We start from the raw sequence: 12,595 nt of genomic DNA on the forward strand, positions 1-12,595 counted from the left end.
ATAATGCTAAAAATAAATTGAGTAATGGAAGTTTGTAACACTCTTACTTGTTGGGGAAGACAAAAAAGGTTTGCAACGCATTTGTAATTTATATGGCATCTTTAATCAACGTGTATGAAATGAGCATACTTATGAATTTCAAAAATATTGGAAGGATTGATATGCGAATTCCATCTGACATTTATTTAAAATAAACACGAACGGATGAAATTTAACCACGAAGAATTCGGAGATAATAATTTCTCAATTACTCGTTACGAGTCTATGTTGAGATCTAATGATGTTAAGTTTTTTGATTCTGACGAGTTTGAATCTATCATTCATCATTATCTGGAAAACGGAAAAATCGCTAAAGCTAAAAAAGCAATTTCTTTAGGACTTTCTCAGCATCCGTCTTCGATAAACTTAAAGCTACTACAAGTAGAAATTCTTGTTTTCGAGGATCGGTTAGACAAGGCAGATACGCTTCTGGCTCAACTGCACGCTTTAGAACCTGAAAATGAAGAAATATATATCCAAAAAGCAAATATTCTTTCTAAGCAAAATGATCATGTCAAAGCGATCGAATTGTTAAGCACTGCATTGCAATATACTGCAGATGAAGCAGACGTCTATTCTTTAATCGGAATGGAATATCTTTTTATGGATGATTTTGAAAACGCGAAAATAAACTTTATGAGATGTCTGGAAACGGACGATCAGGATTATTCAGCATTATATAACATCATTTATTGCTTTGATTTTTTAGAACAGCACGAAGAGGCCATTACATACTTAAATATGTTTTTGGACAAAAACCCATATTGCGAAGTTGCCTGGCATCAGGTTGGAAAGCAATATTATGATCTAAAAGATTACGAAAAGGCTTTAGCAGCATTTGATTTTGCTATTATTAGTGATGAATATTTTATAGGTGCTTACCTTGAAAAAGGAAAAGTTCTGGAGAAACTAAAACGCTATAATGAGGCTATCGAAAACTATCGAATAACTTTAGAACTTGATGATCCTACATCTTTTGCGCTATTAAGAATAGGAAAATGTTATGAGAAATTAGGTAGTGATGACCTTGCCATCCAGCATTATTCTAAAACTGTACATGAAGATCCTTTATTAGATAAGGGCTGGATTGCGATCACAGATTTTTACATGCGAAAACGTAATTATCAAAAAGCGCTTTATTATACGAACAAAGCTATTAGTATTGATTCAGAAAATGTTTTATACTGGAAACGTTATGCTAAAATCAACAACCGTTTAGCATTTTTTGAAGAAGCAGAACGCGGATATAGAAAAGCGTTAGAGCTAGGTAATTATGAACTGGAAACATGGCTTAACAGATCCGATATTTTAAAATTTATCGGAGAATCTGATGCAGCCATTCAAAACATGCATCAGGCGATAGAGTTTTATCCGGAAAATGCCGAAGTGCAATATAGACTAGCAGGATTATATTATGAAAAGCAAGAATATGACAAAGGGGAATTTCATCTTCGAAAAGCCTTAGAGTTAGATATAGAATATTCTATCGTTCTTGAGGAATTATTTGAACGGGTATTTAATCTTTCATTGGTTCAGAATATTATTTCAGAATATAAAGTTTAATCTTCAAATTTAATTGAAAATTAAAATCTAGTTAGTTACTCTAATTTCGCTAGAGTAACCATATACTTTACAACAAAAAATACATACATTTGTTGGTATAACAATTGCTAAACCAAAAAGAATGCGAAGAAGTCTTAAGGACTACCTGGTCATCTCATTAAAAGGGATCGCTATGGGAGCTGCAGATGTTGTTCCGGGAGTTTCAGGGGGAACCATAGCTTTCATTTCAGGAATATATGAAGAACTAATTTCCACTATCAATACGTTAGATTTTAATTTTTTTAAAACTTGGAAAAAAGAAGGTTTTAGTAGTGCCTGGAGCACATACAACCTATCTTTTTTGTTCGCTCTTTTTACGGGGATAGCTATCAGTATTCTTTCATTGGCCAAATTAATTAAATGGCTTTTACATAATGAGCCTTTGTTATTATGGGCTTTTTTCTTTGGTTTAGTACTAGCCAGCATCTTGTATATCGGTAAGCAAATAACTTCTTGGAATCCAAAAGTTTTTCTTAGCATTATTATAGCAGCAGTCGCTTCTTATTTTTTAACTATTGCAGAGCCTATAGCATCTCCTGAGAGTAGTTGGTATTTGCTTTTTTGTGGATTTATTGCAATTATCGCGATGATTTTACCCGGTGTTTCCGGAGCTTTTATTTTATTAATTTTAGGAGCTTATGAAACCTTTATCGGTATTCTTAACCAATTAAGAGAAGGCATTACATCCTTAGATTTTGACTTACTATGGGAAGCTTGTTACAAATTGCTGTTTATAGGTATTGGTGCGATTACCGGTTTAAAATTGTTTTCCAAAGTGTTAAATTGGATGTTCAATAACCATAAGAATATGACCTTGGCATTACTTACAGGATTTATGATTGGTTCTTTAAATAAGCTATGGCCCTGGAAAAAAGTACTATCATGGAGAACCAACTCTGAAGGGATTGAAGTTCCATTTATAGAAAAAAGCATCCTACCTGCCAATTTTGATGGCGATCCAAGGATCATCTGGACTTTGCTTTTTGTTACTATCGGTTTTTTATTAATTCTTATATTAGAACGCATTGCAATAAAAAAAGAGAATTAATAAAATGTCAGAAAACACAAGAACGTTTAGCGATAAGTTTTTTTTAGTCATTAAAGGTTTGGCTATGGGAGCAGCTAACAAAGTACCTGGTGTTTCTGGAGGAGTTGTAGCTTTTGTAGCAGGTTTTTATGAAGAATTTATTTACTCTTTACAGAAAATAAATCTTAAGGCATTTAAGCTCTTTGTGAATTTTAGATTTAGGAGTTTTTGGAGATATATTAATGGTCGTTTTTTGGCACTATTAATCTTAGGAATGCTCATCAGTTATTTTAGTGTTTCTAAAATTCTTGATTACCTTATCATTCATTATGAATTATATGTCTGGGCCGCCTTTTTTGGGATGATTATTGGTTCTATATATTATATCGTAAAAGACTTTAACGATTGGAGCAGACGTAATATCGCATTTATAATTATCGGAACCATTGTAGGAATAAGTATTAGTTTATTAGAACCTGCTAAAGAAAATGATAACTTATTTTTTGTGTTTTTCTGTGGTATTGTGGGTGTTTCAGGTATGACCTTACCAGGGTTGTCAGGTTCTTTTATTCTTATACTTTTTGGTAATTATGTACTACTATTAGTTGATGCGGTAAATGCATTGTATGATACCATTGCAGATCTTATACGATGGGATTTATCCTTTATGGAAAATGCTAAGAGAATACGATTGCTAAAAGTACTTGTGGTATTTAGTTTAGGTTCAATCACCGGATTGGTAACATTGTCACATTTTTTAGGATATGTTTTGAAACATTACAAAAATGCCACTTTTGCTGCTATTATCGGGTTTATCACAGGGTCCTTAGGTGTTGTTTGGCCTTGGAAATATAAAATGTATAAACAAAATGATTTAGGAGAAATTTTAATTGATGCACAAGGTAACCCCATTCTTGACAATTATGACCGGTATCTCCCTGATCTAACAATAGCACCAACATACATTGCCTTCTTCTTTATTTTGGTAGGTATAGCAATCGTTCTATGGCTAGAATGGTATGGAGAAAGGACTTTAAAAACCAAACCAAAATGAATATATACGGATTATTAGGCAGAGATATAGGCTATTCTTTTTCCCGAAACTATTTTTCCGATAAATTCCGAAAAGAGAATTTAGACTGTCAGTACCAGAATTTTGATCTTCAAAAAATTGATGCACTAAAAACAATCATTCAAAACACCAACATAAAAGGAATGAATGTAACTATTCCTTATAAAGAAGAAGTGATTCCGTATTTAGACACATTAGATGCTGTTGCCCAAGAAATTGGAGCTGTCAATGTAATTAAGTTCGAAAATAATGGAACACTTACAGGCTACAACAGCGATTATTATGGCTTTACAGAATCTCTAAAACCCTTACTTAATGATGCTATAAAAAAGGCATTAATTTTAGGAACCGGCGGGGCATCCAAAGCCATTGCTTTTGCATTAACCAAATTAAAAATAAAATACACCTTTGTTTCTCGCAATCCTGATTTTGAGGAATTAAGCTATAACAATCTTGATGAAGACATCATCAACGATTTCAAATTAATCATCAATTGTACGCCATTAGGGACACATCCAAATGTAGAAAACCATCCGGATATCCCTTATGAATACTTAGGAGAGCATCACGTTTTATACGATCTGATTTATAACCCAGAAGAAACCACATTTATGAAGAAGGGTAAAGAGAAGGGAGCTACAATTGCTAACGGATTAAAGATGCTGGTTTTACAGGCAGAAAAATCATGGGAAATCTGGAATCAGTAATATTTTTGTTTTTAGACATAAAAATTACATCCCAAAACTCACCTAATGAATTCCTAAAAGCTTCCATTTGCTTTGAGTTTATATAAGATGTTAGTATCTTAGTCAATCGTTAACCTCAGACAAACAAAAACATTTTATATAATGTCCACACACGATAACCTGCCCGAGGCAGATGGAAATGAAGAGAACAAGACAAAAACTTTAGAGAAGAAAACTGAAAATCCAATTTCTGAAGTACAAGAACCGGATTCTGAAGCATCAGAATCTAAGGATGCTATATCTGATAAAAACGCTGATGTAGAGGTGTCTCCTGTTGAGGACAGCATCCCGTCTGAAGAGCCTGTTGTAAATGAGGATACACCAAATACTGAGGTAGAAAAAGAGAGCAGCGAAGCTGATGCAAAGCCTGATGATGAAATCCAAAGTGAAATGGATGACGCTGTAGCTAAGGACAGTGAGGATACCAGCAAATTAGAGCGTCACGATATCGAGAAGAAAGATTACCATGCAATGAGCAAAGAAGAACTCATCGCAGAATTACGTCATCTCATCAAAAATGAGAAAATTCTGGCTATCAAAGAGCACGTAGAGGAAATAAAAACAGAGTTTAACGATAAGTTTAATGAAGAAGTAGAACAGAAAAAAGATGAATTTTTAGCTGATGGCGGAGACATTATTGACTTCTACTACTCTACTCCGCTTAAAAAGCAATTTAACTCTGTTTATTTCGATTATAAAGAAAAAAGAAGTGCTTACTACCAAAACCTAAAAAAAGACCTTCAAGCAAATCTTCAGAAGAGATTAGATATAATAGAAGAGCTAAAAGGGTTATTGAATGTAGAAGAAAATATTAATACCACATACAATCACTTTAAAGAAATTAAAGAACGATGGCATAATGCTGGTCCAATCCCAAGAGATAAGTATAACACTGTCTGGAACACATACCATCACCATACAGAGAATTTTTATGACTTTCTGCACCTGAACAGAGATTTTAGGGATCTTGACTTTAAACATAATTTAGATCAAAAACTTAAGATTATTGAGCGTGCGACTGAGTTAGCCCAAGAAACAGATGTAAATAGGGCGTTTAGAGAATTACAGATCCTCCATAAAATGTGGAAAGAAGATTTAGGGCCGGTTGCAAAAGAATATAGAGAACCTATCTGGGAAAAATTTAGTGCACTCACTAAACAGATCCATGAGAATCGTCAGGAATTTTTCAAAGTACAGGACAAAGTATACGAAAAGAACTTAGAAGTTAAGCAAGGAATTATCACTAAGATCATTGAAGTTACTTCTGATCATCCAAAAAACCATGGAGGTTGGCAACAAAAGATTAAAGAAATAGAAGCGTTGCGAGAAGATTTTTTTAAGGCGGGAAAAGTACCATCGAGTGCAAATGAAGAAACCTGGAGTCAGTTCAAAAGCGCTGTAAGAGATTTTAACAGAAACAAAAACGCATTCTATAAAAGTCTGAAAAAAGATCAGTTCGAAAATTTAAATAAGAAAATGGAACTCATCAAAATTGCTGAAGACAATAAAGACAGTGATGATTTTTCTATCGCCACTCCGTTAATGAAAAAAATTCAAGCGGATTGGAAAAAAATAGGCCACGTACCACGTAAAGACAGTGACAGAATATGGAAAAGGTTCAAAGACGCTTGTAATTATTATTTTGATCGTATCCACGCAGAAAAAAATGAGATCAACAAAGAAGAGACAGAAGCGTACGAAAAAAAATTAGCACATATAGAGTCACTAAAAAATTTAAAGCTATCAGGTGTTCCTGAGAATGATCTTGCTACCATTAAAGAAAATATAAATGCTTGGAAAGCGTTGGGTAGAGTTCCATATAAAAAGCGAAATATCGAGTCTGATTATAATAAAATTCTTGATAGCTTATTTGAACAACTAAACCTAAGCAGACAAGAGACTGAAATGATCAAATACGAGAACAAACTCAATTCTTTGGCAAATCAGTCTGATGACAGAGCACTTAGAAATGAGCAAAACTTCATTCGAAAAAAGATTGAAGAAGTTCATAACGAAATACGTCAATTAGAAAACAATCTTCAATTCTTTAAACATACCGACGACGACAACCCTATGGTAATCGAAGTTCGAAAAAATATTGGTAAACATAGAGAAAACCTAGAGGTCTGGAAAAACAAATTGAAGAAAATAAAAGAACTCTAATCTGCAAAAATGGTTTGTACGCTTTGTGCTTCAAAAACCACCGAATTAACTATTGTAAAAGAAAGAGCATATTATCATTGTTCTAATTGCGATGGTATTTCGCTTGCCCCATCGCATTTTCTTTCTAATGATGAGGAAAGAAAAAGATATGAAACGCATAATAACGATGTTACTGATCCCGGTTATCAAAATTTTGTTTCTCCGATAGTCAATTCAATTTTAGAAGATTATGATAAAAGCGATAAGGGTTTAGATTTTGGAAGCGGTAGTGGCCCAGTTATTACTGATATGCTAAGGAATCTAGAATATCAAATCCAAACCTATGATCCATTTTTTGATCCAGATTCTAAAGTGCTTCAAACTAGCTATAATTATATAGCTTGCTGCGAAGTAATGGAACACTTTTATGACCCAAGCAAAGAGTTTGAACTATTATATTCACTATTAGAAGACAAAGGAAGCTTATATTGTAAAACCTATCTTTATAATGAATCCATAGATTTTGATTCCTGGTGGTATAAGAATGACCCTACTCACGTATTCTTTTACACTAAAAAAACATTGAATTGGATTCAAAAGCATTACAACTTCAGTGAACTAATCGTATCCAAAAAACTTATCATATTTAAAAAATAAAGTGTAAACCTTTTCTTTACTTGATTGCATTATTATATACTCAAAAATCTACTACACAAAATCTTATCAACACGAAAACGTTTGAGTAACTCCGGTTACTATATACCCAAATAATTATTAGCTACATTGCGTATTCAATAATTTTTTTATTAAAAAAATGACATTACGTCAATAATTTTTGATTTTTTGTTTATACATAACAATCCTAACATAGATCTCTAATTAGAAAGCAAGATTTCACACAAAACACAAACGCAAACACTAAAATTTTATGAAAAACTCATTACCCAAACTCTTAGGTATTTTATGCCTATGGAGCTTACTATTAAATTCTTTTATAGTAACTGCACAAACAGATTTTAGAGAAGAAACAATTTATTTTTTAATGACCACACGCTTCTTTGATGGAGATTCCAGTAATAATGCTCCAACAGAATGGTCTTCTTACAATCCTGACCCAACAATAAATCCTACTATTACTGATCCGGATGATGTAACCTGGAAAGGAGATTTCAAAGGGTTAATTCAAAAACTAGATTATATTAAAGATCTCGGTTTTACGGCTATTTGGATTACTCCCATAGTCCATAACCGAAGTCCGTTAGATTATCACGGATATCACGCCTGGGATTTCACCAAGGTTGATCCTCGATTAGAATCTCCGGGAGCTACATTTCAGGATTTAATAAATGAAATTCACGCAAGGGACATGAAAATCGTTTTGGATGTGGTGACTAACCACGCCGGGCGTTTCGGGATAAAGGATGTAGCCGAAATAAAATATAATACAGATCCTACAAAACCTTGGTTTGCACCCGATAATCCTAATTGGGAATATGATGGATTAACCCCCAACCCTGAGGATGGTTTGATATGGAGTAGAGCCAATTTGGCTAAAATGCCGCCACCATATAATCAGGATTTATCACAACATAATTTTCCTGGAAAAGAAAGTTATGTTGATACTTCTGACCCTGATTGGTATCATCATTCCGGTAATGGTTTTGCCCAAGGATTTGATGACATAGAAAATCTACAAAACCGTGCACTGGCCGGAGATACACCTGACCTCAATACAGGAAGTCAAGTTGTAAGAGATTATCTGGTTAATGCTTATGCAATTTATATTAATATGGGAGTAGATGCGTTCCGTTGGGACACAGTGAAGCATATGAGCAGAGAAGATATTATCTATTTCTACGATGCATTTAAAGCTATTAATCCTGATCTATTCATTTTTGGAGAGGTAGCTCAAAAACGTCACGAATTGCATCCTGTAGATGAAATAAATCCACATTATTATACCTGGAGAGGTGAAGTAAACAATTCTCAGCCCTTAGACCTTGCAGTAATCGACTTCTTTGGAGAAGCTACTTTTCACGGTACTTTTGAAGAAGGGCAATCTTTCCCTTCTGTAAAAGCCGCTGCCCGATACGATCATTTATACAGCGATCCATCAACATTAGTGACTTGGTTAGACAATCACGATTTTGGCCCTAATAATGATTGGAACAGACGTTATGGAGGCTCTGATGAAAACTTAGCAGCATGTATGAATTTTATGTTTACCTGGCGCGGAATTCCAACAGTATATTACGGAACTGAAATGCGATTCAAAGCTGGTGAGTTTAATGACATTCACGATGCATCAGGTATTGAAAAATCCATCAATGAAACAGGAAGAGCATATTATGGAGACGTTATAGATCAAGCTCCAAACCATCAGATATACCAACATATTAAGAAGTTAAATGCTATTAGAAAAGCTGTTCCGGCATTACAAAAAGGTAGTTGGGACTGGAAAGAAGCTCCAGGTAATGCAGTTTCTTATCGCAGAGTATTTCAAAATAGCGAGGTTGTAGTGGGATTAGCTAAGGATGGAAATGCTTCATTTAGTATTTCAGGAATGACCAATGGATTGTATAGAGATGCCGTAACCGGACGTGAAATTGCAGCACAAAATGGAGTATTAAATTTCACTGTGACTTCTGGATCAGCAGGAATTTATGTACTAAATGGACCAGGACTTATTGGAGGTTGTGGAGGCGGATTCTTTGAAAACTGCGTTAATGGACCAAGTAATCCTGTAGTAATCATCAATCCGAGCACACCAAACTCTGAGGACCCTATAGAAGTTAGCATAGAAGCTGTAGGAGGAGCTGGTGCTCCATACAGTATTTACTATACTATGGATGGAACAAATCCAAATTCTACTAGTTCCCAATATACCGGTGCATTTACCATTGTAGCGTCTACTACTATAAAAGCAATTGCTTTTGATAAAGATGGTACGGCATCCGATATTGTTACAAAAAACTACCAGATAGGCCCAATAGAAGGATTGCATGTATATTTTAAAAAACCACCTTCGTGGACTCAAGCTAATGTTCATTATTGGAATGAATCACCTGATGTTTTACCACCAAGTAACTGGCCCGGGCCACAAATGAGTCAAATTGATAACTCAGAATGGTACGAGTATATTTTTGAAGGAGTTCAAAGTACTAACTTGTTATTTAATGATAATGGTGGAGCCAAAACTGATGATTTAACAAGAGATCGGGATGGCTGGTATGACAATGGAATTTGGTATGATACCGATCCAAGAAATACTGCAAATACCCCTCCAGTTTTATCAATGTCCCCAGAAGGTGGATCCTTTTCACAAGGAGAAACCATTACTGTATCATTAAACGCAACTGATGATTCTTCTCAGGGAATTGAAATTTATTACACGCTGAATGGAGAGGAACCAAGTACCTCATCTACTAGGTATACCTCTCCAATTTCTTTGACGTCAGATACTAGTGTAAAAGCTATAGCATATGACACAGAAGGATTATCATCTTCTGTGATTAGTAATTCATTTACATTTTCGGATACAACAGATGCAATGACTATTTATTATAAAGGACCATTACCAAACCCATCCATTTATTATTGGAATACATCTCCAGCTTCGGCAACTGTACCTTGGCCAGGAGTCACCATGACGTATATCGGTAATGGCTGGTATTCATTCGCTTTTAATGGTATTAGTTGTGCTAATATAATCTTTAGTAACAACGGAGCTGACCAAAGCGGAGATCTTCAAAGATGCGGAGATGGGTGGTATTACAACGGAGCATGGTACGACAGTAATCCAGAAGAAAATCAAGAGTTAACTGTATACTTTAAATCTGATACATATACATCTCCTACTATTTACTTTTGGAATACTACTCCTTCTGATTTAACAACTTCCTGGCCTGGAGAATCAATGATTAGTGATGTAGATGGTTGGTATCGATATACGTTATCCAATACTTCCTGCTCTAATCTTATTTTTAGTAACAATGGAACATCGCAAACATCAGATCTTAACCGATGTCAAGACGGATGGTATTATAATGGTGTCTGGTATGATCAAAAACCGAATACTTTAAGATTGAATGATAATGATCCAGAAGATGAAATATTTGATAGAAATATTAAGGTATTTCCTAATCCAATAACTAAAAACACTGTTTTACAATTAAATATTACAAAACCTACGAGTAGCCTAAGAATAGAGCTTATCAATGTTTATGGAGCTTCACAAACTGTCATAAATAAAAAAGTCAATTTGGGAGACCATCAATATAAACTTGGAGAAAAAGCTTTGGCAAGCGGTATTTACTTCTGTAAAATTACTATAGATGGAAAATCTTCCACTCGAAAAATACTAAAGCAATAATTTGTAATACTAAAAGCTGAATTTAACATTAAATTACCTGCTTAAATACAATATTTAAGCAGGTAATTTTTTAAGATAGAAAAAGGATTCAAGATCAATTTATTATACTTTATCATAAATTAAAACTGCCTGAAAAGTACTTTTGGATTGATTATTTTCATTCCACTCTAAAGATGAAATCTAATCCAATTTCCAGGCAGTCTTGGAAAAGTATAAAAAACTCAACAATTAATTCCCATAGCCTGGATTTTGCATTAAATTAGGATTTGCATCTCGTTCTCTCTGGGGAACAGGCATTACCAAAAAGTTGTCATCATAATTTAATGTACCAACGGTGCCTTGTAGACGCTTTATATCATGTAACGTAAAACCTTCGAAAGCCAGCTCTCGTTTACGCTCATCGATAATATCCTGTAAAGTAATAGCACCAAGCGCTCCGGCATTAGACCTACCACGTAAAGCATTAATTTCTACTAACGGATCTAATCCAATAGAGGTAGTCAATCTAAAATTAGATTCTGCTCTTATCAAATGCATTTCTGCAATACGCAAAAAAGGAATGTTAGCAAATTGAGATTGCCATTTTGTAGTAGCTGTACCTCCTGAAGTATTATAGAAAAACTGGGATCTGTCATCATTTGCATCATCAAAAATGCTAAAAAATGATCCATTGATAGAAACATCCGGATTACCTGATCTACCACCAAAAGCCTGACCTGCCCAAAAAGTATTCATTTGATTTACACCATCCTGGCTGGTAATTTGCCATGCAAAAATATCCTCACTAGAATCCCCATCATTATTAAAGGCTCCGTCGTAAGTAGCCGTTAGTGAATGACCACTATTTTGTAAAACATCATCTGCAGCATCTCTTGCTCCCGCATAATTACCCTGTTGTAAATATACTCTGGCTAAAAGCGCTTGGGCTGCGTATCTATCTGCAAATATTCCATTTGTGTCAGGCAATAAACTAACGGCATCCTGTAGATCGATAATTACCTGAGCGTACACTTCTTCAACGGTGTTTCTCGAAGGAGATGTAATATCACTCGGATCAAGCACAGCGTCTAGAATAATTGGAGCTGCAAGCTGAGAGTTTCCTCCGCCACTTTCATAAGATTGACCAAATAATCGGGCCAAATCAAAATAAACTAAAGCCCTAAGAAATTTAGCTTCTCCTTCTACCCGATCTCTTTCTGATTGATCATCAAATACATTCAGGTTCGCTATTACAATATTAGCCTGATTATTAACTTCGTAAGCATTTAGCCAATAATCTCGTACAAACGTATTGTCTGGTACTAATTGTTTTTCGATCAATTGAGCGGGTTGCTCAAAAGTACCATTCCAGGAAAGATCGGTGTCATTACCCAGTAACTCTGACGCTAGATTTATTTGTCCTCCATAAGAAACAACTTGTCCCGCTTCATCATAAATACCCGTTAATATGTTCTGTAAATTTGCAGGACTGGACACCGCAACTTCCGGTAATAAACTTTGCTCTGGTTCTAACTCCAAATTATCCTCGCATCCTGTAATTGAAACTGCCGTTATCAGCAATGTCAGTATTATATATTTTAATGTTTTCATATCCA

The 12,595-nt window shown here is 34.7% G+C and carries 8 protein-coding genes; 7 read left to right on the top strand and 1 reads right to left on the bottom strand.

From position 1 onward, the window contains the following. Positions 1–204 precede the first annotated feature (204 nt). The 7 genes from ACFSR1_RS02710 to ACFSR1_RS02740 all read left to right on the top strand — a co-directional run bounded on the left by ACFSR1_RS02710 (position 205) and on the right by ACFSR1_RS02740 (position 11,000). Complete coding sequence (locus tag ACFSR1_RS02710) at positions 205–1,602, top strand: tetratricopeptide repeat protein (protein WP_378289367.1); 1,398 nt, start codon at positions 205–207, stop codon at positions 1,600–1,602. Positions 1,603–1,723: 121 nt separating this feature from the next. Next, positions 1,724–2,689: a DUF368 domain-containing protein gene (locus ACFSR1_RS02715; protein ID WP_378289369.1), complete on the top strand. Its 966-nt coding sequence runs from the start codon at positions 1,724–1,726 to the stop codon at positions 2,687–2,689. A 4-nt stretch (positions 2,690–2,693) separates the two neighbouring features. Beyond that, positions 2,694–3,722, top strand: a complete 1,029-nt coding sequence (locus ACFSR1_RS02720; protein WP_378289371.1) for a DUF368 domain-containing protein — start codon at positions 2,694–2,696, stop codon at positions 3,720–3,722. Continuing rightward, positions 3,719–4,447 (top strand): shikimate dehydrogenase family protein, encoded by a 729-nt coding sequence (locus tag ACFSR1_RS02725; RefSeq protein WP_378289373.1) that lies wholly within the window; start codon positions 3,719–3,721, stop codon positions 4,445–4,447. Before ACFSR1_RS02720 ends, ACFSR1_RS02725 begins: the two co-directional genes overlap by 4 nt. Before the next feature lie 141 nt (positions 4,448–4,588). Continuing rightward, positions 4,589–6,649 (top strand): DUF349 domain-containing protein, encoded by a 2,061-nt coding sequence (locus ACFSR1_RS02730; RefSeq protein WP_378289375.1) that lies wholly within the window; start codon positions 4,589–4,591, stop codon positions 6,647–6,649. Positions 6,650–6,658: 9 nt separating this feature from the next. Continuing rightward, positions 6,659–7,285: a class I SAM-dependent methyltransferase gene (locus tag ACFSR1_RS02735; protein WP_378289377.1), complete on the top strand. Its 627-nt coding sequence runs from the start codon at positions 6,659–6,661 to the stop codon at positions 7,283–7,285. Positions 7,286–7,556: 271 nt separating this feature from the next. Then, the gene (locus tag ACFSR1_RS02740) at positions 7,557–11,000 is read left to right on the top strand and encodes a starch-binding protein (RefSeq protein WP_378289379.1); all 3,444 of its coding nucleotides are present in this window, start codon (positions 7,557–7,559) and stop codon (positions 10,998–11,000) included. Positions 11,001–11,228: 228 nt separating this feature from the next. Here ACFSR1_RS02740 and ACFSR1_RS02745 read toward each other — a convergent pair whose 3' ends face one another. Next, on the bottom strand, positions 11,229–12,590 hold the full coding sequence (locus ACFSR1_RS02745) for a RagB/SusD family nutrient uptake outer membrane protein (protein ID WP_378289381.1): 1,362 nt from the start codon (positions 12,588–12,590) through the stop codon (positions 11,229–11,231). Positions 12,591–12,595: the final 5 nt, after the last annotated feature.

The organism is Aquimarina rubra (assembly GCF_042684305.1).
Lineage (GTDB): Bacteria > Bacteroidota > Bacteroidia > Flavobacteriales > Flavobacteriaceae > Aquimarina > Aquimarina rubra.

Bases quoted from the DNA above. Each gene is read 5' to 3' on its own strand.
- ACFSR1_RS02740 (WP_378289379.1), top strand. From the start codon at position 7,557: ATGAAAAACTCATTACCCAAACTCTTAGGTATTTTATGCCTATGGAGC.
- ACFSR1_RS02735 (WP_378289377.1), top strand. From the start codon at position 6,659: ATGGTTTGTACGCTTTGTGCTTCAAAAACCACCGAATTAACTATTGTA.
- ACFSR1_RS02710 (WP_378289367.1), top strand. From the start codon at position 205: ATGAAATTTAACCACGAAGAATTCGGAGATAATAATTTCTCAATTACT.
- ACFSR1_RS02720 (WP_378289371.1), top strand. From the start codon at position 2,694: ATGTCAGAAAACACAAGAACGTTTAGCGATAAGTTTTTTTTAGTCATT.
- ACFSR1_RS02745 (WP_378289381.1), bottom strand. From the start codon at position 12,590: ATGAAAACATTAAAATATATAATACTGACATTGCTGATAACGGCAGTT.
- ACFSR1_RS02725 (WP_378289373.1), top strand. From the start codon at position 3,719: ATGAATATATACGGATTATTAGGCAGAGATATAGGCTATTCTTTTTCC.
- ACFSR1_RS02730 (WP_378289375.1), top strand. From the start codon at position 4,589: ATGTCCACACACGATAACCTGCCCGAGGCAGATGGAAATGAAGAGAAC.
- ACFSR1_RS02715 (WP_378289369.1), top strand. From the start codon at position 1,724: ATGCGAAGAAGTCTTAAGGACTACCTGGTCATCTCATTAAAAGGGATC.